The organism is Pseudomonadales bacterium, assembly GCA_024234615.1.
In the GTDB taxonomy this organism is placed as follows: Bacteria; Pseudomonadota; Gammaproteobacteria; order Pseudomonadales; family IMCC2047; genus JAJFKB01.
In genome coordinates, this window is sequence record JACKNY010000001.1 from 223,935 (window position 1) to 250,000 (window position 26,066).

The following is a 26,066-nucleotide window of genomic DNA, read 5'->3' on the forward strand; positions in this document are numbered from 1 at the left end:
GGTTTTTTTTATGCCTTACAGTCAGTAAGAAGCTAAGCCTTAAGCGCTTTCACTCTCGTATTGAGGCGGCTTTTCCAGCGGGCAGCTTTGTTCTTTTTGATAATGCCCTTGTTCGCCATGGAGTCAACTTTAGGCACGGCCGCATTATAGGCTGCTTGTGCAGTGTCATAATCGCCAGATTGGATGGCAGCGATAACTTTTTTAACATAGGTACGCACCATGGAACGCAAGCTGGCATTGTGCTCGTTGCGCTTGACGGCTTGACGTGCGCGTTTTTTAGATCCAGGGTTGTTTGCCACTTTTCGGCTCCTTGGGTTGTAAATGGTAACAAAGGGTTACCAAAATAATTTGGTTGAAATTTAGGACGCGGAACTATGCCTGTTCGAACTCAAATTGTCAATTTTTTTCCGCCTCTATATGCCTTGGGTTGCTGGGAGAACCGCGTGCGTAAACCGTCGCGGATGAGATCAGCGTAATTCCACCCGCTAATATTGGAATTTGTGGGGGATGCAGACTATGATGCGTCAACAATAAAATTCCAGAAACGATTGAATGCATCCCGCTGAGCCGTCGCCAGATTCCGATAAAAAAAGCCCTTCTCACCTAAAATCAACGGGTGTGGTTGGCAGTTATACTATGCTGTCACGTATCCTGGGCCTGCTACGCGATGTCGTTATTGCTAATTTTATAGGTGCTTCGGCCAGTGCCGATGCCTTTTTTGTCGCCTTTAAAATCCCCAATTTTCTCCGCCGTTTGTTCGCCGAAGGTGCCTTTGCGCAGGCTTTTGTGCCGGTTTTGTCGGAGTATAAAACTCAGCGAGAACATCGGGCGGTTAAGGATCTGGTTGACCATGTGGCGGGTACGCTGGGTCTAACTTTAGCCCTGTTAACGGGCATTGCAGTGGTGGCCGCACCAGTGATTGCGTTGGTATTTGCACCGGGTTTTATTCAGTACGAAGAGAAGTTTGCGCTCACCACCGACCTGTTAAGAATTACCTTTCCCTATCTCTTCTTTATATCTCTGACGGCATTTGGCGGATCGATTCTCAATAGTTATGGTCGATTCGGGGTGCCAGCCTTTACGCCAGTGCTGCTGAATATTGCATTGATTTGTGCCGCGTTATTTTTGGCGCCGAACCTGAAAGAGCCTGTGATGGCGCTTGGTTGGGGTGTGTTGATTGCCGGGGTGGCTCAGCTCTTGTTCCAGCTACCCTTCCTCGCACAGTTGCATTTGTCACCGAGACCTAGAATAAATCGCCAGCATGAAGGGGTGAAAAAAATATTAATACTAATGTTGCCAGCCATATTTGGCGTATCGGTAAGTCAGATTAACCTGCTGCTAGATACGCTGCTGGCGTCGTTTTTGCAAACCGGCAGTGTCTCCTGGCTTTACTATTCCGACCGCTTAGTCGAATTGCCGCTGGGGGTGTTTGGAATCGCTATTGCGACGGTAATTTTGCCGAGTTTGTCGCGTCTGCATTCGAGCCAGTCAACCGAAAAATTCATTCAGACTTTGGATTGGGCGCTACGTTCGGTTTGTTTGATTGGCGTGCCGGCGGCGCTGGCGCTGTTTATTCTGGCGGAGCCACTGATTATCACGCTGTTTCAGTATGGCGCGATGACTGAACGCGATGTCGCCATGGCGGCCATGAGCTTGCGCGCTTACTCCTTTGGTTTGTTCGCCTTTATGCTGATTAAGGTGTTGGCGCCAGGTTATTTTTCGCGGCAGGACACCAAAACACCGGTTCGTATTGCAATTTGGGCGATGGTGACCAATATGGTTTTGAATCTTATATTAGTTTGGCCTTTACAACACGCAGGCTTGGCGTTGGCGACATCCCTGTCGTCTTTTCTTAACGCGGGATTGTTATTTGCCGGGTTATATCGGTTAGGATTGTATCGTGTACAGCCGGGTTGGAAACTGCTGGTCTTGCGCTTACTTTTCTCCAATGCGGTATTAGTTTCAGGAGTCCTTTGGTTTGTGGAGCCAACCAATATTTGGCTGACGTGGGATTGGTGGGTGCGTGCTTGGCATTTGGGCCTGCTCTGTCTATTGGGGGTTGCTCTGTATTTTGCAGCTCTGCTATTAAGTGGGGTTCGATTTCGCCATTTTCGACATTAATAAGAAATTGGTGCGTAAAAGCGCCCATATTTCAGTAAAATACTGAATTCATTCAATATCATCCATGTTACCCCTTGGTCCGGTGATATATAATCCAAAATTTATCACTCAGTGTTATTTATGGAACTTATACGCGGGTTACATAACCTAGTCGCGCAGCAACGTAAAAATCCCGATCGAAGATATGTGGTGACCACCGGCAATTTTGATGGTGTTCATTGCGGCCACCAGATGATTTTGCGTCAGCTCAAACAGAAAGCGGATGAATTGGGTTTGCCAACACGCGTGCTTATTTTTGAACCACAGCCGATGGAGTTTTTTGCCGGTAGTGGTGCACCAGCGCGTTTAACACCTTTTCATGAAAAAGTAGCTCTGATTTTAGGTAACTCGATTGACTCCGTAGTCTGCCTGCATTTTAATGAGGCGTTGCGCAATATGCCCGCCAATCAGTTCATAGAGCAAATTCTGGTCAACAGCCTGGGTGTTCAGGCCTTAATCGTTGGGGATGATTTTCGCTTTGGTTACAAACAAAGTGGCGATTTTGAATTGCTGCGCGAAGCTGGTGTTAGGCACGGTTTTAGTGTTTCCAAAAACGACACGCTGGTGTGGGATAACCACCGTGTCAGTAGTACGCGGATTCGCGTGGCCTTGGAAGACGGTGATTTTTCCTTAGCGGAACAATTGTTGGGTAGGCCTTATAGCATGTCGGGGCGGGTGATGTATGGTCGCCAAATAGGGCGAACTATTGGTATTCCCACCGCCAACCTGTCGCTTAAAGGTAAAAAAGCACCGTTGCAAGGTGTCTATGCAGTGCAGGTCGCGGGGCTTGAGCGGTTTGGTGGGATTAAATTATGGCAAGGTGTTGCTAACGTCGGATTGCGACCAACTGTTGACGGCGAGCAGCCAATGCTGGAAAGCCACATTTTTGATTTTGACCATGCGATCTACGGCGAACGTATTCGCGTTATTTTTAGGCATAAGATCAGGGATGAGAGAAAGTTCGATAATGTAGAGCTGCTTAAGCAGCAGATATTGTTGGATATAGAAGCGGCAAAAAAACATTTTGGGCTAATTTAGACCTACTCGTTAGTGATAGCGAGCCCAAGAAACCAATTTATGTATTTAGATAATAAGTTTTGAAGAGAAATGACTGATTATAAACAAACGTTAAATTTGCCCAAAACCGCTTTCCCGATGAAGGCAAATCTGGCACAGCGCGAACCGGATATCCTCAAGCGCTGGCAGCAGGAAAATACCTATCAGCAGATTCGCCAAGCTCGTGCAGGCTGCGAAAAATATGTGCTGCATGACGGTCCTCCCTATGCCAATGGTGATATTCATATTGGTCATGCCGTGAATAAGGTGTTGAAGGATATTATTGTTAAGTCAAAAACGCTGGGTGGTTATGATGCCCCCTATGTGCCCGGCTGGGACTGTCACGGTCTGCCGATTGAACACAAGGTCGAGACCAAGATTGGCAAAGCCGGTGTTAAGGTTGACCACAAAACCTTTCGTCGTAAATGCCGCGAATATGCAACCAAGCAGGTGGATGGGCAGCGCAAAGACTTTATTCGTATGGGAGTATTTGGTGATTGGGAAAATCCTTATCTCACCATGAATTTTCCGTTCGAAGCAGATATTATTCGAGCACTTGGCAAGATTGTCGCGAACGGCCATTTGCAGCGCGGCTTTAAGCCTGTGTATTGGAGTGTGGTCGGCGCCTCCGCTTTGGCTGAGGCAGAGGTTGAGTACCAGGATAAAGTGTCCTATTCAATCGATGTGGGTTTTCCGGTAGTTGATCAGGAGGCTTTTCTAGCAGCGATGGGCGGTGCGGCTGGCACGGGCTCGATTTCTGTGGTGATTTGGACGACGACCCCCTGGACCCTGCCTTCCAATCAGGCCGTATCGTTACATCCTGATCTTGAATATGTATTGGTCGAATGCCAGCCACCAGAAGGCGTTGCAAAGCAACGTTTATTGTTGGCGGAAAAATTATACCAATCAGCGTTGCAGCGTTATGGCACTGAAGAGTTTGAAATAGTTGGCCGTTGCCAAGGCCAAGTGCTCGAAGGCTTGCTATTGGCGCATCCGTTTTATGATCGGCAAGTACCGATTATTCTTGGTGAGCATGTGACCACAGAAGCTGGCACTGGCGCGGTGCATACCGCTCCTGATCACGGTGTCGACGATTTTGTGGTCGGCCAAAAATATAACATCGGAACGCTTAACCTAGTGGACGATAACGGTTTGTTCCGCGAACGAACAGAGCTGTTTGCGGGCGATCATGTTTATAAGGTTGATGAGAAAGTGGTAACCGTGCTTGAAGAGCATGGACGTTTGTTGGCGCAAGCAAAAATTACCCACAGTTTTCCGCACTGCTGGCGTACGAAAACGCCGCTTATCTATCGAGCCACACCGCAGTGGTTTGTTAGCATGACTAAAAATCAGCTAATGGGCGATGTGAAACAGGCTGTCAAGGGTGTGAAGTGGGTGCCGGAATGGGGCCAAGCAAGGATTGAGGCCATGCTCGACAGCAGCCCCGATTGGTGTATCTCACGGCAGCGTACCTGGGGTGTACCTATAGCGCTGTTTGTACACAAGGACACTCAGGATTTACATCCAAATACATCCCAATTAATTGAGCAGGTAGCACAAAAGGTGGAGCTTGAGGGCATTGATGCCTGGTTTGATCTGGATGCTGCCGAATTGTTGGGTGACGAAGCTGAACACTATAGCAAGGTGACTGATACATTGGACGTGTGGTTCGATTCCGGCGTGACCCACTACGCCGTACTCAATCGCAACAAGGTGCTGCACTATCCGGCGGATCTTTATTTGGAGGGTTCTGACCAGCATCGCGGTTGGTTCCAATCTTCTTTAAAAACCGCCGTCGCTATCAATGGTAACGCGCCTTATAAGGCCGTTTTGACTCATGGATTTACGGTTGACGCTGCTGGTAAAAAGATGTCGAAATCGTTGGGTAATGTGATTTCGCCGCAAAAAGTAGCGAATGATCTGGGAGCCGATATTTTGCGTCTCTGGGTAGCGGCGACGGATTTTAGCGGTGAAATGAGTGTGTCGGATGAAATCCTCAAACGCACGGCAGATTCCTACCGGCGTATTCGTAATACAGCGCGGTTTTTCTTATCTGGATTGGATGATTTTGATCCGGATGCGAATTTAGTTCCGGTTCAAGATATGTTGGCATTGGATCGCTGGGCATTAGATCGGGCAGCACAACTGCAAAGTGAAATTATCGCTGCATACGACAATTTCCAGTTCCATCATATCTACCAAAAGCTACACAATTTCTGTGTAACCGACATGGGTGGTTTTTATCTGGATATTATCAAAGACCGGCTTTATACGGCGAAAACTGGCGGCTTACCTCGACGTTCGGCGCAAACGGCTTTGTATCATCTGTGTGAAGCTTTTGTGCGTTGGATTACGCCGATTATGAGTTTTACCGCCGATGAAATCTGGGGTTATATGCCTGGTGACAGAACTAATCCGGTATTTGTGGCGCATTGGTATGAGGCTTTAGGCTCTCAGCACCTTGTCGCATCGCAAGGGCGTCAAAGCTGGCAGCAGATGATGCAGGTAAAAGCGGCGGTGAATAAAGAGTTGGAAGCTGCTCGTGCGTCTGGCGCAATTGGCTCAAGTCTGGATGCGGAGGTGACACTCTATTGCTCGGATGAATTGCAACAAACGTTGGCGCAATTAGAAAACGAATTACGTTTTGTCCTGATTACTTCTAAAGCGGAAGCGTTACTGGAAGACAAAACAATGTCGGCGCAACAAACGGAGGTTTCTGGTTTGCGGGTGGCTGTCGTTCCTTCGAGCCATAAGAAGTGTGGGCGCTGCTGGCATAGACGTGAAGATGTGGGTATCGATCAAGAACATCCTGAGTTGTGTGGACGCTGTGTTAATAATGCTTTCGGTGACGGCGAATCGCGCCGTTATGCATAAGCTACTTGCGGGATCAGGTTGCATGAGTATGAGTCCGACAGGCAAGCAGCGATGGGGACAACTCATCTGGCTCGGGTTAAGTCTACTGATCGTCGTCTTAGATCAAGTATCCAAGTATTTGGCGGACGAGTACCTTTCTTATGCCCAGGCTGCCACTGTACTTCCCGTGTTCGATTTAACGCTACTTTACAATAAAGGTGCAGCGTTTAGTTTTTTGGCGGATGCGGGGGGGTGGCAACGCTGGGTGTTTGCGATATTAGCCGCCGCTGTTAGTTTGCTGTTGGTGATTTGGATTAAACGGTTGAAACCATCGGAAACCCTGTTGGCTATTGCTTTGGCAATGATTTTGGGGGGGGCGTTGGGTAATCTCTATGACCGTGTTACTTTGGGCTATGTGATCGACTTTATTTCAGTACACTATCAACAACATTATTTCCCCGCTTTTAATATTGCCGATTCAGCGATCAGCGTCGGAGCTGTATTGTTAATTATTGATTCCCTGATGCAGAGTAAAAAGAAACAACCTAATGGTAGATAAAAGATGAGCTATTCAATAGGTCCAGATAGACAGGTGACTTTACATTTTTCGATTGAGATAGTCGATGCGGGAGTGGTTGACTCTAACTTTGATAAAGCTCCGGCAACCTTTAGGGTCGGTGACGGCAACCTGCTGCCGGGATTTGAACAGGCACTTTATGGCCTATCCGCTGGGGATAAAAAGGTAATAGCCATTAAGCCTGAACAGGGCTTTGGGATGCCCAATCCGAATAATGTCCAATATCTATCAAGACAGGACTTCGATGCGGATATGGATTTGCAGCTTGGGTTGATGCTGTCCTTTGCTGACGCTAATCATTCGGAGCTACCAGGGACTATTACCGGGATTGAGGGTGATACCGTTGAAGTCGACTTTAATCATCCTCTGGCGGGGAAGGATTTACTTTTTAATGTCCATATTCTTGAAGTTACTCCGGTATAGTTTTTGTTAATTGAGCCGATGAAATCAAAATGCAGTTAAAACTTGCTAACCCCCGCGGCTTCTGTGCCGGAGTCGATCGAGCGATAGAAATTGTTAATCGTGCGTTGGAAATATTTGGTGCACCGGTCTATGTGCGCCACGAAGTGGTACATAACCGTTTTGTCGTCGATGGATTACGCGAAAAGGGAGCGATTTTTGTTGATGAGCTATCACAGGTTCCTGATGGATGCCTAGTGATTTTTAGTGCCCACGGCGTTTCCCTGGCGGTACAACAAGAAGCGAAGACACGTGGTTTAAAAGTATTTGATGCGACCTGTCCTTTGGTAACCAAGGTGCATATGGAAGTCGCCAAATACAGCCGTGATGGACAAGAATGTATTTTGATCGGGCACGCTGGACATCCCGAAGTTGAAGGAACGATGGGGCAGTATGATCATTCCTTCGGAGGGGATGTCTATCTGGTTGAACGGGTTGAAGACGTTGCGGCATTAGTTGTAAAAAATCCAGATCGTTTAGCCTATGTCACGCAGACTACGCTCTCGGTGGATGATACCGCCAACATCATTGACGCTCTGCGTAGGGCTTTCCCAAAAATTCAGGGGCCGCGAAAAGATGATATTTGTTACGCTACCCAAAATCGTCAGGATGCGGTAAAACAGTTGGCGCGGGACTGTGACCTTATTTTAGTAGTCGGCTCAGTCAATAGCTCTAATTCAAATCGCCTGCGTGAGTTGGCTGAGCGCCAGGGTGCCGAGGCGCATCTGGTTAATGGCGCTGATGACATCGAACAAGCCTGGTTGAAAGGGAAAAATTGTATCGGCTTAACTGCAGGCGCTTCGGCACCGGAAATACTGGTGGATAGAGTGATTCAAAAATTGCAGTCTTGGGGTGTGCAGCTGCCCAGTGAGCTAGAGGGAAAGCCAGAAAATATACAGTTTTCTTTGCCGAAAGAATTACGTATTCTCGATCATTAATTAATCCATTCGCTATTTTATGCCGTCTTAGCAGCAGCTAGAGCAAGTGTTTTGCCTGCCCGTACTATTCAAAAATATCCGCCTGTTCATCTTTAAATGTTTCTCATTAGGGTTTGAGTCTTCTTTTTGCTTGCCTTAATTTCAATAATATGGTTTCATATGTAACTATATTACATCTGGTTAATCTCAAAACAATTAGGAGCAGGAATATAATGGCTAAGCAATTTGCATCACACGGAGATATGGAAGATAAGAAAAAATCTTTCATTAAATTATCTGAAAACGCCTATGCTTATACCGCAGAGGGCGACCCCAACACTGGTGTTGTCATCGGTGATGATTCCGTAATGGTGATTGATACACAAGCTACGCCAGTAATGGCGCAGGACGTTATCGCCAAGATTCGGGAAGTGACTGACAAGCCGATTAAACATGTAGTGATGACGCATTATCATGCAGTACGCGTGCTAGGTGCCTCGGCCTATAAGCCACAAAATATTATTGCCAGCAAAGATACCTACGACATGCTGGTCGAGCGTGGACAGCAGGACTTCGATTCCGAAGTCGGTCGTTTCCCACGACTTTTTAAAGGCTTGGATACGGTGCCAGGGTTAACTTGGCCGAATATTGTATTTGAGAAAGAAATTACTTTCTGGCTGGGGTCTTTGGAAGTGAAGATCATGCAGATCGGTCGTGGTCACACCAAAGGCGATACCATTGTGTGGTTGCCAAAGGATAAAGTTTTATTCTCTGGTGATTTGGTGGAATACGGAGCTACGCCCTATACGGGTGACGCCTATCACAAAGATTGGCCCACCACACTGGAGAATATGTTGGCGATGGGTCCTGAAAAATTAGTTCCTGGCAGAGGCGAGGCATTACAGACGGCTGAGGGTTGTAAAGAAGCTATTGATGGTACGCGTCAGTTTGTCAGCGATATGTTTAATGCCGTCAAAGCCGGACGTGCAGCGGGTAAAAATCTTACCGATGTTTATGTGGAAACCTACCGCCAAATGCAGAGAGATTATGGTCATCTAGTGATCTTCGAGCACAGTATTCCCTTTGATATTGCTCGTTGTTTTGATGAAGCGGGTGAATACGCTGATCCAAGAATCTGGACGGCTGAACGGGACAAAGAGTTATGGCATTCATTACAGGCGGCGGTGGCTGAATTAGAAAGTTAGTCGGTATTGGTGAGAGGATTATTCGATGGGCTTTGCATCACCAAAAACCTATACCAATCCGGTATATAGCTATCAGCATAGTCCCGACCAGGACGCAGCCACGCCGACACATCACCCAGTGATTATTGTCGGCGCTGGTCCGGCGGGCTTGTCTGCTGCACTGGAGCTGGCGTTGCAGGGAATTGCTGCAGTGGTATTGGACGATAACAATACCGTCAGCGTGGGTTCTCGGGCGATTTGCTTTTCCAAGCGAACATTGGAAATTTGTGATCGTTACGGTTGCGCCACGCCGATGGTAGAAAAGGGCGTTACCTGGAATTTAGGTAAGGTGTTTAATGGCGACGGATTGATCTATGAGTTCAATCTATTGCCGGAAGAACATCATAAAATGCCGGCCTTTATTAATCTGCAGCAATACTATTTTGAAGAGTATATGGTAAATCGATGCCAGCAATTTGACAGCATCGATTTGCGCTGGCTGCATAAGGTCAGCAAAGTAGAAACTGACGACTATGGTGCTCAGGTGGAGGTGGAAACGCAGGACGGCGTTTACCGTATGACCTGCGATTACCTATTAGTGGCGGACGGCGCAAATAGCCCAATACGCACTCAACTAGGTTTGGAAAGTAAAGGCCAAGTGTTTGAAGATCGTTTTCTCATCGCTGATGTGGTTATGGAAGCACAACTGCCGACACAGCGCCGGTTCTGGTTTAACCCACCTTTTCATAGTGGCCAATCCACCCTTCTGCATCGGCAAGCGGACAATGTCTGGCGAATCGATTTTCAGCTGGGTTGGGATGCCGACCCGGAAGTGGAAAATACGCCGGAAAAAATTCTACCGCGCATTCAAGCTATGTTAGGTAAGGATGTCGAGTTTGAGCTGGAATGGAGTAGTGTCTATACCTTTCGATGTCGTATGATGGATTGCTTTATTCACCATCGAGCCTTTTTTATTGGTGATGCTGCTCATCAGGTCTCACCTTTTGGCGCACGCGGAGCCAATGGAGGTATTCAAGGTGTTGAGAATTTGTCATGGAAATTGGCCAAGGTGCTCAAACAGGAGGCGCCAGACAAACTGCTGGCAACCTATAATACCGAACGTCAACATGGTGCCAAGGAAAATATCCTGAACTCAAGCCGCGCCACTGACTTTATGACACCCAAAAATAAAATCAGTAAAACCTTCAGGAATGAAACGCTTAAATTGGCAGCACGCTATCCTTTTGCGCGTAGCTTGGTGAATAGTGGCCGACTGTCGATGCCCTGTATATACGAAAATTCTCCCTTAAATACTCAGGACGTGGATGAGTTTGCGGCTAAGATGTGTCCCGGTTCCGCTGCCACTGATGCGGCTATCGAAAGCACCAGCGGCGAGCAGTGGTTGCTTGAGTGCTTAGGCAATCGTTTTGTTTGTATGATTGGCGCAAATGTGGACGAACGGCAATGTAGCCAATTGCAGCAAGCTATTACCAGTTTACAAGACACTCGTTTGGAGGTGGATCTGTTGTTGGTGGATGCGCCGGTAAATATTGCGCGATGCCTTGGTGATAAAGACAAGGTAATTAAGGATTCTCTCGGTCTTATTCGAGAGCGTTATCAATTAATGCCGGGCAGTGTTTACTTATTTCGTCCTGACCAGCATGTTTGTGCACGCTGGCGAACCTTACAAGCGGATCGAGTGGCGGCCGCACTACGGCGGGCGCTGGGGTTTGAGTTGGAGAATGCTTCGTGAGCTTATTAAATGTAAATCCTAATTTTAGCGATCCAGACTCGTTCTATGCGGCGTTAACCGATTTGCATCGTGACCGAGACGCCGAGGCAAGCGAACGGATCAACGTACGATTGATTTTATTATTAGCTAATCAAATTGGTGATCAGGAAACGCTATTGGAAGCGATGAGAATCGCGACGGAAGAAGAATAGTGTTGCCCGAAAGCTCCGTAGATTTATTTTGTGATCTACGGGGTGATCGTTAACGGTGTTTCCCCGCTTCCCAACCCTGAGAGCCAATAGTACGTTCGGCCACTTTACTGGGGTATTCCTCAAGCTGAGTTGCCATGGTGTCATTCCAGCGGTTGAGGTAGCCAAACAGAGCAATTGACGCAACGATTTCGACCACCTGTCCTTCATCAAAATATTTCGCTAGATGATCAAAATCTTGCTGGCTTGCTTCATTCGGCAAATAGCCCGCATGTAGCGCCAGTCTTAACGCTGCTCGTTCCGCATCTGAAAATAGATCACTGCTTTCAAATTCCCATACGGCAGCAATTTTGGCATCTGATGCTTGGTAAATGCTAGCAAGGTTTGCCATGTGCGATTGACAGTAGCGGCACCCAGAGGCGACGCTGGAAACCAGGCTAATTAGCATTTTTAATTCTTCGGAAACTGTACCTTCGTAGAGGATAGCCTGATTCAAAGCGGCAAAACGCTTGGCGATATTGGGTCGTCGCGACATGGTTTTTACGCTATTGGGGATAAATCCTCGCGTTTTTTCATAATGGGCGAGCATCTTCAACAGCTCGTCATCTTCAATCTGATTGAGTTCTAACGGTTTCATATGTGGCATAAGGGGCTCCTATTAATCAATTCCAAATTTTTTCAAGCGATGGCGCATTTGACGAAAGGAAATTCCGAGCTTTTCAGCAGCGGCGGTACGGTTCCAGCGGGTTTCTTCGAGGGCCTGCAGTATTACTTTTTTCTCAATTTCTTCCAAATAGTCATCCAGCGAGTCGCCGGGGGCTATTTTGCCATTCGAGTTATTGGCGGCCATAGTCATCGGCTGTCCTGAGCCAAGATCAAGCTGTAAATCCTCTGTCTGAATAAGGTTATCATCGCAAAGCGTGTAGGCTCGCTCCAGGGTATTTTCTAATTCCCGAACATTGCCAGGGAAAGAATATCTCTTTAGGGTTTTTAGTGCATCTTCACTGATGCCAGCTTTGGGCAGTTCAGATTCGTCGGCTAATTTTTGCAGACAATTTTTTACTAAAAGTGGTACATCCGACAGTCGTTCTCGCAAGCTGGGAACGCGAATCTCTATTACGTTAATACGATAAAACATATCCTGCCGAAAATTACCGGATTCCACTTCGTGATTTAAATCCTTGTGGGTGGCGCTGAGAATCCTGACATCAATGGGTATTTCTTGCTCGGTACCTACTGGCCGGATTGATTTTTCCTGGATGGCGCGCAGAAGTTTAACCTGCATGTGTAATGGTAAGTCGGCTACTTCGTCAAGGAAAAGCGTGCCGCCATGAGCGGCCTGGAAAAGACCTTTCTTGTCGGAGATGGCTCCGGTAAAACTACCTTTTTTATGGCCGAAAAACTCGCTTTCCATCAACTCATTAGGAATCGCGCCGCAGTTCACAGGAATGAAGGGTTTATCGCTGCGCGGCCCAAATTGGTGGATGAGGCGCGCTACCAGTTCTTTCCCACTCCCGGACTCACCACTGATATAAATAGGCGCCTGACTGCGGGCTACTTTTTTAATTTGTTGTCGAAGTTTTTGTATGGGCTCTGACTTGCCGAGTAATGCATCACTTCCGTCGCTCTCAATCTCATCAGTGCTATCTTTGGTGTTAATTTTAAGTGCCTGCAGCACCATATCTCGTAAGCGTGGCAACTCCACTGGTTTTGAGACAAAATCGAAAGCCCCGGCCTTTAAGGCGCTGATAGCGATTTCCATGCTACCAAATGCGGTAATTACGGCTACAGGCGTGTCGGGATAATAGCTTTGGATATGGGTGACCAGTTCGATACCGTTGCCGTCGGGCAGTTGCATATCAGTTAGGCAGAGGCCAAACGCTCGTTGTTCCAGTAACTGATGGGCTGTTTTGATATCCTCCGCCTGATGCACTTCAAGGCCCATGCGTGAAAGTGTAATATTCAACAGTTCGAGAATATCGGGTTCATCGTCAACAATAAGTGCAGAGTGAGTCGCCATTGATTACGCCGTGATTTGTTTTGGATGAGGGAAAATGATGCGAAAACAGCAACCCCCAGTCTGGTTAGCAATATGATCCAAGCGTGCATTGTTAGCTTGGCAGAGTTCTCGGGAAATATAAAGACCCAGTCCAGTGCCACTGCGTTCTGTGGTGTAAAAAGGCTCGAACAGGTGCGGTAAAGCTTCGGGTGTGATGCCGGGACCTTCATCAATAATATCGAGATAGGGTAATTCGTTATCGGCACGTATGCCAGCATTGAAATAGAGTACAGCGCGGCCAGTTTTGGTTTGACTGTAAAGTAAGCCGTTACGAGAAAGATTTGTCAGAACCTGCTCTAACTGGCTGGGATCGAAGTGAACCTCCATATCTGCTGGCGATACCTGGATGATGAATTCACCGGCGTTGCGTTGATCTTCATTGAATGAAGCGGCAAACGCCTTCAGCCAAGGCGCTAATAGGATCGGCTCTGGCGAAGAGGGTCGCCTGCGCGAGAGTTCCAGAATATTTTCGATGGTGCTATTCATGCGTCGCGAATGGGCCTGCACGATATGGGTTAAACGACGATCAGCTTCGTCAAGATTCTCCGACTCATCCAAGAGCTGTGCGGCGTGACTGATCGCGCCCAAGGGGTTACGAATCTCGTGTGCAATACTAGCCGTCAGTTGGCCGAGTGATGCTAATTTGAGCTGTTGTGCCTGCTGAATTGCCTTAGTATTGTCCTCCAGAAAAATCAGCACATCGGTGCTTCCATCCTGCATGAAGGCGGTAAAATTGGCTTGTATCGGTGGGGTTTCAGGTGAAGTCTGAAAGGGTGAAGTGCGGCGCTGCGGATTTTGTCGCCACTCGATCAGACGCTGCATTAATGGCGCGGTTAATTGGTTAATTTCTGTTGCTGTGGGATCGTCCTCTTGATGCTGTTGGGACAATAAAAAAATAGCAGCTTCATTCATCATATGTACATCACCGTCCTGGTTGCAGACAATAATTCCAGTGCGCATGCGTTGAATGATCAGGCGGTTGAGCTTTTCAAGATGGGCAATATCGCTCGCGCGTTGCGTCGCCAGGTCTTCGCTGGCATCAATGCGGAGCGAAATTCTCTTAACAAATAAAGCAGTGGCAAAAAATACCATGCCCAACACGCCCGCTTGAAAATAGTTAGGTGTTAAGGCATCTGTGCTAGCGCGGTAGCTTTCCAAAGCCAGCATGGCAATACTTGAAATAGCAGCAAATAGCACGGCATGGCGACCACGCATAAGTATGCTGCCAGCAGCGATAGAGAGAATAATAAGAATGCCAAAACCGCTGCCAACACCACCATTGGCGTAGGTGAGCAGCGATAGTGCTAAGATGTCTATGAGTATATTCAGTGCTATCTGTTGTGGCTGGAGTGGTTGATCGCTTAAAAGAACAAGCGCCAGTGCAATGTTGATAGCGGTATAGACCAGGGTTGTTGCGATAAAAAGGAGTGGGTATTCCAGCCCGATGAAGACTTTGCCGACTTCATTGGAGTAAGTAAAGAGTAATGTCAGTGACAGCAGTACCCGGTAATAATTAAAAATTCTGAATAGCCGTCTATCCTGTTGCTGACGTTGACTATTTTGGTTATGCGGCTTGGACATCAAGCATTCGCTCATAGAAAAGGTTGCTAAGTACTAATCTTGGTTGGATAAAGTATAGCCAAAAAGGGATGGTCTGTGGTCCGGGTTTGATCCATTGCCGATATAAAAATTGTGCAGACTGAAATGATGCTGGCGTGGCCGAATAAAATGTTAGTCGTAAAGAGTCGGTATGGGTTGGCGCTTGTGTTGCGTTTTTAAATAAATATCTACTAGGCGTGAACGAACCCCTTCAGTGACAGGTTTGCCCTCGAGAAAGTCGTCAATATCGTCGTAACTCAAACCAAGCGCATGTTCATCGGCTTTTTGTGGTGCTGTGCACTCTAGATCTGCGGTGGGTGTTTTTTTAACTAGTAACTGCGGTGCGCCGAGTGTTGCGGCAACTAATCTCACTTGACGTTTGTTCAGTCCAAACAGTGGGGCTAAATCACAGGCGCCATCTCCCCATTTAGTATAAAAGCCGGTGATGTTTTCTGCTGAGTGATCGGTGCCTAAGACCAGTGCGCCAAGTAGCCCTGCAATCTCATATTGAATAACCATCCGGGTTCGGGCTTTGACGTTGCCTTTGGCAAAATCAATGGCCGCCGCATTCGGCATATTTATGGGCATTTGCAGTAACGAGGTTAGAGTTTGCTCGTGGATGGCGTCTGCGCCGGGCTTTACGTTGACGGTAAGACTTATGCTGGGTCGGATGAAGTTGATCGATGCTTGCGCATCTTCCTCATCCAGTTGTACTCCGTATGGTAATCTGACGGCAATAAACTGATAGTCAGTGGTTCCCTTATCAAAATTAAGCTGATCGACCGCCAGTTGTGCTAACCGTCCACAGGTGGTGGAGTCAACGCCGCCGCTGATACCGAGTACTAATTGTCGTGCACCTGTTTCGAGCAGCTTTGATTTAATAAAATGGACGCGGCGTTCAATTTCAAAAGCCGGATCTATTTTAGGCAAGACCTTCATTTCACTGATGATTTGAGCGGTGTTCACGAGCTATTGTTCACTTTCTAAGGGGCCGGCCCACACTAAATAATATGGATTCAAGAGGTTACTTTCCCTCTGATTTGCCCATCAGACCAAAGGTCACACGGTTCAATAATGAGCGTTTCACGCCCACTTTGCTACGTTTGATATTATAACTGCCGTCTTTTCCCAAGGCTGGGTAATCAGGGTAGTTGAGGGCGAGGACTTGGAGTGAGTCCTCTGCCAAATCATTCATGCCCAGTTGTAAATAAGCTTCTACCATAACCGCCAAGCCGTCTGATACGGAAGGGGTTTTGGGAAAGTTTTCCACGACATAGCGGCCCCGGTTGGCGGCAGCGATATAGGCTTGGCGTTTTAAATAATAGCGTGCCACATGCACTTCATAGGCGGACAATAAATTGCGTAGGTAAACCATGCGCACGCGCGCGTCGTCAGCGTACTGGCTATTCGGAAAACGCGACAGCAAGATGCCGAAATCGGAAATGGATTCTTTGGCAGACCCGGGGTCACGCTTAGTACGGTCTGTTGGTAAAAAGCGATCGAGAAAGCTTTGGTCCTGGGAGAAAGAAGCCAGCCCTCTCAAATAATAGGCGTAGTCCAGTTCAGGATGCTGCGGGTGTAAACGAATAAATCGATCCGCTGCCGCCCGAGCCGCCTCGTAATCAAAAGATTTGTAATGGGCATAAATCAAATCCAATTGCGCCTGTTCGGCAAAACGACCGAAAGGATAGCGTGACTCCAGTTCTTCGAGCAATTCCACTGCTTGCGTGTAGTTGTTGCTTTTAAGCGCTTTTTTGGCCCCTGTATAGTAGGCTTGCTCAGTTGATTCGACCGGCTCTTTCGGTTCTTTTGAAGAGCAAGCTGTTAGCATAACGGCGATCAGAGTAAGAGCGAAAATAGCTTTGATTCGATTGGTGATCATAAGTCGGGAAACACCCAAATATTATTGATTTTATTTCAGTGGTAGTCGCCTTGAGATAAGTTCGGCGGTACCCCATAATCCGGTTGACTATTAAAGCATAGGTTGCGGGCTAAACAAAGGGTCGTCTACTGTCAAGATAGATTTATCAACTCAGCGGTTTGAAATGGAAAATATAGCGTTAACAAGAGAAGTGCCAACTAGTTTGTCGGGCGTACGGTTAGATCAGGGCGCTGCCCAGCTGTTTCCTGATTTTTCGCGGTCGAGGCTGCAAGGCTGGATCAAGTCAGGCCAGTTAAGAGTCGATGGTGAACAGAAAGCTCCCAAAGCTAAACTACTGGGTGGAGAATTGTTGGAGGTCAATGCGGTTGTCGAGGAAAACGAAGCATGGGAACCGCAGGCAATTGGCATGGATATAGTGTATGAAGATGAGGATATACTGGTCATCAATAAACCTGCCGGTTTGGTCGTTCATCCGGCGGCCGGACATGCTGACGGCACCCTGTTAAATGCGATATTGCATCACGCGCCTAGTGTTGCGGCGTTGCCGCGTGCGGGCATAGTGCATCGCCTGGACAAAGATACGACGGGGTTGATGGTTGTTGCGAAAACATTGCGTGCACATAAGTGCCTTGTTGAGCAATTGCAGGATAGGAGTATGGGACGTGAATATGAGGCAGTAGTGCTGGGGGTGATGACGGGTGGCGGAACCGTTGATGAACCGATCGGGAGGCATGGCACGCAACGAATCAAAATGAGCGTATCCCATAGTGGTAAACCGGCGATAACTAACTATACCATTATCAAGCGTTTCCGAGAGCATACTCATTTGCGGATTAAGCTCGAAACGGGGCGAACACATCAAATACGTGTCCATATGGCGCATATTCGTTACCCCATAGTCGGCGACCCTCTTTATGGTGGGCGTTTACGTCTCCCCAAAGCGGCGCAACCGGAACTGGTTGATTTATTGCGCGAATTTAAGCGCCAGGCCCTGCATGCGAAGAAGTTGGCGCTGATTCATCCGGCCAGCGAAGAGTTGCTACAGTGGGAATGCGAACTGCCTCAGGATATGCAGCAATTGTTACAACTTTTAAAAGCAGATACAGAAGCCTTTAATCAAGATGTCTATTAATTTGGCGAGCTACATCTTGCCTGATTGGTCAGCGCCAAAGTCGGTGGGAGCGTTGGTGACTACCCGTGTGGGCGGGGTTAGCAAAAAGCCCTATGATAGTTTCAATTTGGCGCTGCATGTGGATGATGCAATAGCGGCAGTCACTGAAAACCGCGAACGATTGCAGCAAAGGCTAGGAACGATCTGTAAGCCACAATGGTTGGAGCAGGTGCATGGCATTGCTGTTGTGGAAGCGGTTGCCGGTGGGCCAGTGTTGAGAGGTGATGCAGTAATAACCGAAAAGGCAGGTCTGCCATGCGCCGTATTAACCGCAGATTGCCTGCCGGTATTTTTTTGTGATTTGAGCGGTAGTCAGGTAGCTGTCGCCCATGCCGGTTGGCGGGGTTTGGCGCATGGTGTGCTGGAGGCGACGCTGGCTAAGTTTAATGCCCCCCCAGATGAAATCATGGCTTGGTTGGGGCCAGCAATTGGGCCAGAATATTTTGAGGTAGGTCCAGAGGTGCAAGAATCCTTCATCAGCCATATGCCGCAAGCGGCGCAGGCATTTGTTCCGAACAAGGAGCATGCTGGCTACTACTTTGCCGACCTGTATCAGTTAGCTCGACTGCGACTTCAAGCGCAGGGTGTGACTCAGATCACCGGAGGTGGATATTGCACCTACAGCGACGCTGCACGCTTTTATTCCTATCGACGCGAAAATTGCACCGGTCGTATGGCTAGCCTCATATGGCGACTGGATATCTGATATTTGATTTAGATCAATCTAATATAGCCTTGAATCTTCCTGCAATCGTCCCAATTTAATACGCATTGATAAACGAATAAATGCGCTATATTTAGCAGGTATTTATTGGACTTGATGAATTCAAAAGGGGACGCCAGTGCGTATAGATAAATTTACCACCCAGTTACAAAAGGCTCTGTCCGACGCGCAATCCTTAGCGGTTGGTCGTGATCATAATTTTATTGAACCGACGCATCTGATGTTAGCGATGCTGGAGCAACAGGGCGGTTCCATCAAGCCACTTTTGTCCCAAGCAGGTTGCAATGTGACACAGCTGAAAGAGTCACTCAATAGCGTGCTAGACCGAATGGCTAAAATTCAGGGACATCAGGGCGACGTGAACATGTCAAACGAGTTGGCACGGTTGCTCAATGTGACGGATAAATTAGCCCAACAGCGCAAGGATCAATATATTTCCAGTGAGTTAGTCCTGCTGGCGGTTTTTGAAGTAAAAGGAGAGCTGCAGCGACTCTTACAGCAAGCCGGTGCGAATTCGGCGCAGGTGGAGCAAGTGATAGAACGTCTACGTGGGGGCGAAAAAGTGAATGATCCGAATGCGGAAGAAAACCGGCAGGCGTTGGACCGCTATACCATTGACCTCACCGCTAAAGCCGAAAAAGGTGGGCTAGACCCGGTAATTGGGCGTGATGAAGAAATTCGTCGTACGATCCAGGTATTGCAGCGTCGTACCAAAAATAACCCGGTGTTAATCGGTGAGCCGGGAGTTGGTAAAACTGCCATCGTTGAGGGGTTGGCGCAACGCATCGTGAACGGTGAGGTGCCGGAAGGGTTAAAGGATAAGCGAGTGCTTTCCCTGGATATGGGTAGCTTAATTGCCGGGGCAAAATTTCGTGGTGAGTTTGAAGAACGTCTAAAGGCGGTGCTGAACGAACTGGGTAAGCAGGAAGGGCGGGTTATTCTCTTTATTGATGAGCTGCATACCATGGTCGGCGCCGGTAAAGCCGAAGGTTCGATGGATGCGGGTAATATGTTAAAGCCTGCTCTGGCGAGGGGTGAGCTGCACTGCGTGGGTGCAACCACATTGGATGAATATCGCCAGTATGTTGAAAAAGATGCGGCATTAGAGCGACGTTTTCAAAAGGTACTGGTGGCTGAGCCGACAGAGGAGGATACCATTGCTATCCTGCGTGGCTTGAAGGAGCGTTACGAAGTGCATCATGGCGTCGACATTACTGACTCTGCAATTATTGCCGCAGCGAAACTTTCAAATCGTTATATTAGTGATCGACAGTTGCCGGATAAAGCTATCGACCTGATTGACGAGGCCGCCAGCCGTATCCGCATGGAAATCGATTCCAAGCCGGAAAGTATGGATCGCCTAGACCGCCGCTTGATTCAATTGAAAATAGAGCGCGAGGCGTTGAAAAAAGAGGAAGATCCTGCTGCCAAAAAACGACTGGCAGATTTGAATGAAGATATTAAGAAGCTAGAGCGAGAATATTCTGATCTGGATGAAATTCTGAAATCTGAAAAAGCCAGTTTGCAGGGCGCCCAGCAAATTAAGGGTGACTTGGAAAATGCGCGTATAGAATTAGATGCGGCGCATCGCTCGGGTGATTTGGCGCGTATGTCAGAGATTCAATACGGCATTATTCCTGAATTAGAGAAACGTTTGGCGCAGGCTGCTGAGGGTGAAACCGCCGAATTGACCTTGTTACGTAACCGTGTAACCGAAGAAGAGATTGCCGAGGTTGTTTCCAAGTGGACAGGTATCCCCGTTTCCAAGATGCTGGAAGGTGAACGTGAAAAGTTACTGCGCATGGAAGAGGGTTTGCATCATAGGGTCATAGGTCAGGAAGAAGCGGTGATCTCTGTTGCCAATGCCGTTCGACGCTCGCGCGCAGGGCTTTCTGACCCTCACCGTCCTAATGGTTCTTTCCTGTTTTTGGGGCCAACAGGGGTTGGCAAAACGGAACTTTGTAAAGCACTGGCCGAGTTTTTGTTTGATACAGAGGAGGCGATGGTGCGCATCGATATGTCGGAATTTATGGAGAAACACTCCGTTGCCCGCTTAATTGGCGCCCCTCCAGGCTATGTTGGTTATGAAGAGGGCGGATATCTGACGGAAGCTGTTCGGCGTAAGCCCTACTCGGTTTTGCTGTTGGATGAAGTGGAAAAAGCGCATCCTGATGTGTTTAATATACTGTTGCAGGTGCTTGAGGATGGCCGCCTGACAGATGGTCAGGGTCGTACCGTTGATTTTCGCAATACGGTAATAGTAATGACTTCAAACCTCGGCTCGGACATGATTCAAACGCTGGCTGGAGAAGATAATTATGAACAAATGCGCAGCGCAGTCATGGAGGTGGTGGCTCAGCATTTTCGCCCAGAATTTATTAACCGTGTTGATGAAGTGGTGGTGTTCCATCCATTGGGTAAGGAGCATATTCAGGGCATTGCGAATATTCAGCTGCAACATCTGCGTGCACGTTTGCAAGAACGGGAGTTATCGCTTGAAATATCCGGTGACGCAATGAATAAATTAGTGGATGCTGGATTTGATCCTGTCTATGGTGCGCGGCCTCTGAAACGAGCTATTCAGCAGTATCTGGAAAATCCGCTAGCGCAGGAAATTTTGGCTGGACGATTTGTGGCGGGTGAAACTATCCGCGTTACCGTGGAAGGCGGTAAGTTTATTTTTGCATAGAAAAAGAAAAGGGCGGCGTTAAAAAAAGCGTCGCCCTTTTCTGAGTATTTATGTTCCGGCCGGAATTAAGCCTCGCAATTTTCCTTAATAATAGCTTTCGCCCGATCTAGCTGCTTCTGCTTTTCTTCATCGCTGAGGTAGCGGAATTTACCGTCATCACCCATCACCCGTATGCGTGCATGCTCTTCCATTGTTTTTAGGTTAGCTTTTGCGTTGTCACAGTTTTCTTTACGCACTTTTGCTTCTTCATCGCGCTGTTTTTGTTGCTCGGCGTAATCCATATCTTTAGACGCTTTATCGTCGTTGGCTGTGCGCGCATCTTCAAGGCGTCGTTTCGCCTTTTCTGCATCCGCTGGGACGGCGCCCGATGTGTTGATTAGCTGATATTCTCTGTTGGAGGGGGCTTGCTCGGTGTAGTGGGTGACACCTTCATCATCCTGCCATTTATATACCTTGGCAGCACCAGCTGGTAACGCCAACATAAGTGCCATAAATGGGATGCTTAGGCGAACGATCAGTCTCATTCAATTTCTCCAGGGCGCACTAATTTTACTTTCTATAGCAAATTTGAATCGTATGGGGATCAGTATAGCTCGAAAATAAGATTTTTTTAAAAGTAAATCATAAATATGACAGCACATTAGTTGCTAACGGTTGACAAGCACTATCAAGCTGGCAGAATTACTAATCCCCTAAGCCTGCTTTACCTCCTATGAGTTGTTCTGTTGCCGATACTCATCAAGAATTGGCGGGAAATGCTGTTTGGGTGATGTTTCAATTAGGATAAAGTAAATCTTTAAAATTACAACTTAAGGATGTGCTTGTCGCCTGTTAAGAGGGCGTGTCATCCAGATGCGCTGCTTTTAAACTGTTTAACCTATGTTTGAGGAAGATTAAGTGGAATTGCTGTCCGGTGGTGAAATGTTGATGCGGGCGCTACAGGACGAAGGTGTGGAATACATTTTCGGCTATCCTGGCGGCGCAGCGTTACATATATATGATGCGCTTTTTAAGCAACAGAAAGTAAAGCATATTCTGGTGCGCCATGAACAAGCAGCAACTCATGCGGCTGATGGCTATGCGCGTTCGACCGGCAGAGTGGGAGTGGTTTTGGTCACTTCAGGTCCTGGGGCAACCAATGCTATTACGGGCATTGCTACTGCCTATGCGGACTCTATCCCGATGGTCGTTATTTCTGGGCAGGTGCCTACTGCGCTAATTGGTGATGATGCCTTTCAGGAAACAGACATGGTTGGAATTTCCCGGCCAGTGGTCAAACACAGCTTTATGATTAAGAATCCTGCGGAGATTCCTACGGTTGTGAAAAAGGCTTTTCATATTGCGTCAACTGGCCGCCCAGGCCCTGTTGTGATCGATGTGCCTAAGGATATGACAACGCCTACCGAACGATTTGAGTATCATTATCCCAGCTCAGTTAAAATGCGCTCATATAATCCTTCATTCAAAGGCCATTCCGGGCAGATCAAAAAAGCAGTTGATATGCTGCTGGAGGCTAAGCGGCCTGTTATATACAGCGGCGGCGGTGTTGTCCAGGGTGGTGGTGCGGAGCTGTTGACAGAGTTGGTTCGGTTGCTCGGTTATCCCGTCACCAATACATTGATGGGCCTGGGTGGTTACCCGGCAAGCGATAAACAGTTTCTTGGTATGCTGGGCATGCATGGGACGTTTGAAGCCAATACCGCAATGCATCACAGTGATGTGATTTTAGCGGTTGGCGCGCGCTTTGATGATCGTGTCACCAACACTCCCAGTAAGTTTTGCCCGACATCAAAAATTATTCATATTGATATTGATCCGGCTTCGATTGAAAAAACGGTTCGTGCCGATATTCCAATTGTGGGTTCGGTGGACAATGTTTTGGGTCAGATGATTGAGCTGGTTAAAGCGTCTTCTCAAAAGCCAGACACAAAAGCAATCAAAGATTGGTGGAAGCAGATTAATGATTGGCGCGAGCGCTATAGCCTGTATACCAAACAGCGCTTTTCTACGGCAGGTGAGTTGATCATGCCTCAGGAAGTAATCAAGGCGCTGCATAAAGTCACTGGGGGTGATGCTTTTGTCACATCCGATGTGGGTCAACATCAGATGTTTGCGGCCCAGTACTATTTATTTGATAAGCCACGGCGCTGGATTAATTCAGGTAGTCTGGGAACCATGGGGTTTGGATTGCCGTCGGCGATGGGCGTACAGTTTGCGCACCGTGATGCGGCGGTCGCATGCGTGACTGGTGAGGGTAGTATTCAGATGTGTATTCAAGAGTTATCTACCTGCAAACAATACCATTTGCCGATCAAGATAATTAACCTGAATAATCAGGCTTTGGGTATGGTTAAGCAATGGCAGGATATGGTATATGGCGGGCGTCACTCAGAGAGTCTGTATGAAGAGTCGTTGCCGGATTTTGTAAAACTGGCAGAAGCATATGGGCATGTTGGGATAAAAGTCACCAAGCGGGATGAGCTGGAAGCGAAAATGCAGGAATGTTTTGCGATTAAGGACAAGCTAGTGTTCTTGGATATTGACGTGGACCCGTCCGAACACGTTTACCCCATGCACATCGCGCCAGGTGGCTCTATGCGTGATATGTGGATTAGCAAGACGGAGCGTACCTGATGCGACATATAATCTCTGTGTTAGTTGAGAATGAGCCGGGAGCACTTTCCAGAATAGTTGGGTTGTTTTCGCAGCGTAATTATAATATTGAAAGCCTGAATGTTGCGCCGACCGAAGACGAAACGTTATCGCGAGTTACACTCACCACAAGAGGCTCCGATAAAGCCGTAGAGCACATTATTAAGCATCTGCATCGATTAATTGATGTGGTGAAGGTAATGGACTTGACTGATGGCTCGCATATTGAGCGTGAGTTAGCCTTGGTGAAATTAAAGGCTGTCGGTGCGATGCGTGATGAAATTAAACGGGTTGCGGACATATTCAGGGGGCAAATTATAGATGTCACTCCTGGTATATTTACCGTTCAGCTTACCGGTACTAGCGACAAGCTGGATGCGTTTATAGGTGCGGTTGATGCCTCTGTCATTTTAGAGGTGGTGCGTAGTGGCGTTTCTGGAATCGGGCGTGGCGACCGTCAGCTGAGCCTTTAATCATCATTTATTAATTTTTTGCTTTAGAAACATTAGAGGTATGTATGCAAGTTTATTACGATAAAGATGCGGATCTTTCCGTTATTCAGTCAAAAAAAGTAGCTATTATCGGTTATGGCTCACAGGGGCACGCTCATGCTTGCAACTTAAAGGATTCTGGTGTTGATGTTACTGTTGGCTTGCGTGCCGGTTCATCCTCCGTTGCCAAAGCCCAGGCTCACGGATTAAAGGTTTCTGAAGTTTCCGAAGCAGTTGCGAATGCTGATGTGGTCATGATTCTGACGCCGGATGAATTCCAATCGCAGCTTTACAAAACAGAAATTGAGCCGAATATACAAAAGGGTGCGACGTTAGCGTTTGCGCATGGTTTTGCCATTCATTATAACCAAGTGGTGCCACGTGCTGATCTGGATGTGATTATGGTTGCACCTAAAGCGCCGGGCCATACGGTGCGATCAGAATTTGTTAAAGGCGGCGGCATTCCTGATTTGATCGCTATATTTCAAGATGTCTCCGGTGCAGCGAAAGAGTTGGCTCTGTCGTATGCCTGTGGAGTAGGCGGGGGCCGCAGCGGTATCATCGAAACTACTTTTAAAGATGAGACTGAAACCGATCTCTTCGGGGAGCAGGCGGTGCTTTGTGGCGGTTGCGTAGAATTGGTCAAGGCGGGCTTTGAGACGCTGACTGATGCCGGCTATGCTCCGGAAATGGCATACTTCGAATGTCTGCATGAGTTGAAGCTTATTGTTGACTTAATGTATGAAGGCGGTATTGCCAATATGAACTACTCCATCTCCAATAATGCGGAGTATGGTGAGTACGTCACCGGCCCAAAAGTGATTAATGATGAGTCTCGTCAAGCAATGCGTGAAGCGCTAAAGCGGATTCAGGATGGTGAATATGCTAAGCAGTTTGTGGCGGAAGGGGCTTCCAACTACGCCTCCATGACGGCTTATCGACGTAATAATGCAGCGCATCCGATTGAACAGGTTGGCGCTAAATTACGTGCAATGATGCCCTGGATTGCAGCGAACAAAATTGTTGATAAAGATAAGAACTAAGTCTCTTGTTCAAGACTCAATAAAAAACGCGGCATAGGTCGCGTTTTTTATTGGCTGGATATGTTTGGCATTAACGCATAATATTAGCTTCCGAGATCATTTTTTGGATTTTGAATACGTGACAGATACTGAAGAAAAAGCGCGCCGTCGCGCCATTTATCTTTTGCCAAACCTATTTACCACAGCAGCCTTATTTTGTGGGTTTTATGCAGTGGTGGCCGCAATGCACGGCTATTTCGAAGCGGCAGCCAGTGCCATTTTTATTGCCATGATTTTTGATGGTTTTGATGGCCGCATCGCGCGGTTAATACATTGTGAAAGCGAATTCGGTGCTCAGTTTGATAGTCTCTCTGACTTAGTTGCCTTTGGTGTAGCGCCTGCTCTCGTATCCTTAAGCTGGAGCTTGTCGACCTTAGGGAAAGTAGGCTGGATGGCCGCTTTTATCTTTTTGGCCTGTGCGGCGCTGAGATTAGCCCGGTTTAACACCCAGATTGGTTCGGTCGATAAGCGCTATTTTGTCGGTCTTGCTAGCCCGCCAGCAGCAGCGCTCATTGCCGCTATGGTCTGGGTTTGTTCAGAGGAAAATGTTGCGCCTGAGGATATTGCTAT

23 protein-coding genes (1 of these 23 only partly in view) are annotated in these 26,066 nt (G+C 47.7%); 16 read left to right on the top strand and 7 right to left on the bottom strand.

The window, feature by feature from the left end:
- Window positions 1-32 precede the first annotated feature (32 nt).
- Complete coding sequence (gene rpsT, locus H6995_01055; GenBank protein ID MCP5213585.1) at window positions 33-299, bottom strand: 30S ribosomal protein S20; 267 nt, start codon at window positions 297-299, stop codon at window positions 33-35.
- Window positions 300-552: 253 nt separating this feature from the next.
- On the opposite strand from rpsT, the gene murJ reads away from it, so the two are divergent.
- From murJ to H6995_01100, 9 genes are all read left to right on the top strand, one after another.
- A complete protein-coding gene (gene murJ / locus H6995_01060) occupies window positions 553-2,121 on the top strand; it encodes a murein biosynthesis integral membrane protein MurJ (GenBank protein MCP5213586.1) in 1,569 nt (522 codons plus the stop codon).
- A gap of 120 nt (window positions 2,122-2,241) precedes the next feature.
- A complete protein-coding gene (gene ribF, locus H6995_01065; GenBank protein MCP5213587.1) occupies window positions 2,242-3,198 on the top strand; it encodes a bifunctional riboflavin kinase/FAD synthetase in 957 nt (318 codons plus the stop codon).
- A gap of 69 nt (window positions 3,199-3,267) precedes the next feature.
- Window positions 3,268-6,090: an isoleucine--tRNA ligase gene (gene ileS / locus H6995_01070; GenBank protein ID MCP5213588.1), complete on the top strand. Its 2,823-nt coding sequence runs from the start codon at window positions 3,268-3,270 to the stop codon at window positions 6,088-6,090.
- Window positions 6,091-6,118: 28 nt separating this feature from the next.
- Window positions 6,119-6,628, top strand: coding sequence for a lipoprotein signal peptidase (locus tag H6995_01075; protein MCP5213589.1), 510 nt, complete (start codon window positions 6,119-6,121; stop codon window positions 6,626-6,628).
- A gap of 3 nt (window positions 6,629-6,631) precedes the next feature.
- Window positions 6,632-7,069, top strand: a complete 438-nt coding sequence (locus tag H6995_01080) for a peptidylprolyl isomerase (GenBank protein MCP5213590.1) — start codon at window positions 6,632-6,634, stop codon at window positions 7,067-7,069.
- Window positions 7,070-7,098: 29 nt separating this feature from the next.
- Window positions 7,099-8,043, top strand: a complete 945-nt coding sequence (gene ispH, locus H6995_01085) for a 4-hydroxy-3-methylbut-2-enyl diphosphate reductase (protein MCP5213591.1) — start codon at window positions 7,099-7,101, stop codon at window positions 8,041-8,043.
- Window positions 8,044-8,255: 212 nt separating this feature from the next.
- On the top strand, window positions 8,256-9,227 hold the full coding sequence (locus tag H6995_01090; GenBank protein MCP5213592.1) for an MBL fold metallo-hydrolase: 972 nt from the start codon (window positions 8,256-8,258) through the stop codon (window positions 9,225-9,227).
- A gap of 25 nt (window positions 9,228-9,252) precedes the next feature.
- Window positions 9,253-10,959: an FAD-dependent oxidoreductase gene (locus H6995_01095; GenBank protein ID MCP5213593.1), complete on the top strand. Its 1,707-nt coding sequence runs from the start codon at window positions 9,253-9,255 to the stop codon at window positions 10,957-10,959.
- Entirely contained in the window at window positions 10,956-11,150 is a 195-nt protein-coding gene (locus H6995_01100) for a DUF2783 domain-containing protein (protein MCP5213594.1), read from the top strand. Before H6995_01095 ends, H6995_01100 begins: the two co-directional genes overlap by 4 nt.
- Window positions 11,151-11,199: 49 nt before the next feature.
- On the opposite strand, the gene H6995_01105 is transcribed toward H6995_01100, so the two are convergent.
- The 5 genes from H6995_01105 to H6995_01125 form a co-directional block, all read right to left on the bottom strand.
- The gene (locus H6995_01105; GenBank protein ID MCP5213595.1) at window positions 11,200-11,793 is read right to left on the bottom strand and encodes a carboxymuconolactone decarboxylase family protein; all 594 of its coding nucleotides are present in this window, start codon (window positions 11,791-11,793) and stop codon (window positions 11,200-11,202) included.
- 12 nt (window positions 11,794-11,805) lie between these two features.
- Entirely contained in the window at window positions 11,806-13,167 is a 1,362-nt protein-coding gene (locus tag H6995_01110; protein MCP5213596.1) for a sigma-54-dependent Fis family transcriptional regulator, read from the bottom strand.
- A 3-nt stretch (window positions 13,168-13,170) separates the two neighbouring features.
- Complete coding sequence (locus H6995_01115; protein MCP5213597.1) at window positions 13,171-14,802, bottom strand: hypothetical protein; 1,632 nt, start codon at window positions 14,800-14,802, stop codon at window positions 13,171-13,173.
- A gap of 135 nt (window positions 14,803-14,937) precedes the next feature.
- Complete coding sequence (gene nadE / locus H6995_01120; protein MCP5213598.1) at window positions 14,938-15,771, bottom strand: ammonia-dependent NAD(+) synthetase; 834 nt, start codon at window positions 15,769-15,771, stop codon at window positions 14,938-14,940.
- A 58-nt stretch (window positions 15,772-15,829) separates the two neighbouring features.
- Window positions 15,830-16,687 (bottom strand): outer membrane protein assembly factor BamD, encoded by an 858-nt coding sequence (locus tag H6995_01125; protein MCP5213599.1) that lies wholly within the window; start codon window positions 16,685-16,687, stop codon window positions 15,830-15,832.
- A gap of 163 nt (window positions 16,688-16,850) precedes the next feature.
- On the opposite strand from H6995_01125, the gene rluD reads away from it, so the two are divergent.
- From rluD to clpB, 3 genes are all read left to right on the top strand, one after another.
- Window positions 16,851-17,819 (top strand): 23S rRNA pseudouridine(1911/1915/1917) synthase RluD, encoded by a 969-nt coding sequence (gene rluD, locus H6995_01130; protein MCP5213600.1) that lies wholly within the window; start codon window positions 16,851-16,853, stop codon window positions 17,817-17,819.
- 1 nt (window position 17,820) lies between these two features.
- A complete protein-coding gene (gene pgeF, locus H6995_01135) occupies window positions 17,821-18,564 on the top strand; it encodes a peptidoglycan editing factor PgeF (GenBank protein ID MCP5213601.1) in 744 nt (247 codons plus the stop codon).
- Between the two features lie 142 nt (window positions 18,565-18,706).
- Window positions 18,707-21,271 (top strand): ATP-dependent chaperone ClpB, encoded by a 2,565-nt coding sequence (clpB, locus tag H6995_01140; protein ID MCP5213602.1) that lies wholly within the window; start codon window positions 18,707-18,709, stop codon window positions 21,269-21,271.
- 65 nt (window positions 21,272-21,336) lie between these two features.
- On the opposite strand, the gene H6995_01145 is transcribed toward clpB, so the two are convergent.
- Window positions 21,337-21,795, bottom strand: a complete 459-nt coding sequence (locus H6995_01145) for a DUF4124 domain-containing protein (protein MCP5213603.1) — start codon at window positions 21,793-21,795, stop codon at window positions 21,337-21,339.
- Between the two features lie 373 nt (window positions 21,796-22,168).
- Here H6995_01145 and H6995_01150 point away from each other — a divergent pair, with 373 nt between their 5' ends.
- The 4 genes from H6995_01150 to pssA form a co-directional block, all read left to right on the top strand.
- Window positions 22,169-23,905 carry an acetolactate synthase 3 large subunit gene (locus H6995_01150; GenBank protein ID MCP5213604.1) on the top strand — a complete coding sequence of 579 codons (1,737 nt, stop codon included), beginning with the start codon at window positions 22,169-22,171 and terminating at the stop codon, window positions 23,903-23,905.
- On the top strand, window positions 23,905-24,396 hold the full coding sequence (ilvN, locus tag H6995_01155; protein MCP5213605.1) for an acetolactate synthase small subunit: 492 nt from the start codon (window positions 23,905-23,907) through the stop codon (window positions 24,394-24,396). The genes H6995_01150 and ilvN overlap by 1 nt, the downstream gene beginning before the upstream one ends.
- A 44-nt stretch (window positions 24,397-24,440) precedes the next feature.
- Entirely contained in the window at window positions 24,441-25,457 is a 1,017-nt protein-coding gene (gene ilvC, locus H6995_01160) for a ketol-acid reductoisomerase (GenBank protein MCP5213606.1), read from the top strand.
- A 118-nt stretch (window positions 25,458-25,575) separates the two neighbouring features.
- Window positions 25,576-26,066, top strand: the 5' portion of a protein-coding gene (gene pssA / locus H6995_01165) for a CDP-diacylglycerol--serine O-phosphatidyltransferase (GenBank protein ID MCP5213607.1). 247 nt of this gene lie beyond the right edge of the window; only the first 491 of its 738 coding nucleotides appear in the window; it begins with the start codon at window positions 25,576-25,578; its stop codon lies off the right edge, out of view.

Coding starts and splice junctions, on each gene's coding strand:
- murJ (MCP5213586.1), top strand. CDS start 553: ATGCATCCCGCTGAGCCGTCGCCAGATTCCGATAAAAAAAGCCCTTCT.
- ribF (MCP5213587.1), top strand. CDS start 2,242: ATGGAACTTATACGCGGGTTACATAACCTAGTCGCGCAGCAACGTAAA.
- ileS (MCP5213588.1), top strand. CDS start 3,268: ATGACTGATTATAAACAAACGTTAAATTTGCCCAAAACCGCTTTCCCG.
- H6995_01075 (MCP5213589.1), top strand. CDS start 6,119: ATGAGTCCGACAGGCAAGCAGCGATGGGGACAACTCATCTGGCTCGGG.
- H6995_01080 (MCP5213590.1), top strand. CDS start 6,632: ATGAGCTATTCAATAGGTCCAGATAGACAGGTGACTTTACATTTTTCG.
- ispH (MCP5213591.1), top strand. CDS start 7,099: ATGCAGTTAAAACTTGCTAACCCCCGCGGCTTCTGTGCCGGAGTCGAT.
- H6995_01090 (MCP5213592.1), top strand. CDS start 8,256: ATGGCTAAGCAATTTGCATCACACGGAGATATGGAAGATAAGAAAAAA.
- H6995_01095 (MCP5213593.1), top strand. CDS start 9,253: ATGGGCTTTGCATCACCAAAAACCTATACCAATCCGGTATATAGCTAT.
- H6995_01105 (MCP5213595.1), bottom strand. CDS start 11,793: ATGCCACATATGAAACCGTTAGAACTCAATCAGATTGAAGATGACGAG.
- H6995_01110 (MCP5213596.1), bottom strand. CDS start 13,167: ATGGCGACTCACTCTGCACTTATTGTTGACGATGAACCCGATATTCTC.
- H6995_01115 (MCP5213597.1), bottom strand. CDS start 14,802: ATGAGCGAATGCTTGATGTCCAAGCCGCATAACCAAAATAGTCAACGT.
- H6995_01125 (MCP5213599.1), bottom strand. CDS start 16,687: ATGATCACCAATCGAATCAAAGCTATTTTCGCTCTTACTCTGATCGCC.
- rluD (MCP5213600.1), top strand. CDS start 16,851: ATGGAAAATATAGCGTTAACAAGAGAAGTGCCAACTAGTTTGTCGGGC.
- H6995_01145 (MCP5213603.1), bottom strand. CDS start 21,795: ATGAGACTGATCGTTCGCCTAAGCATCCCATTTATGGCACTTATGTTG.
- ilvN (MCP5213605.1), top strand. CDS start 23,905: ATGCGACATATAATCTCTGTGTTAGTTGAGAATGAGCCGGGAGCACTT.
- ilvC (MCP5213606.1), top strand. CDS start 24,441: ATGCAAGTTTATTACGATAAAGATGCGGATCTTTCCGTTATTCAGTCA.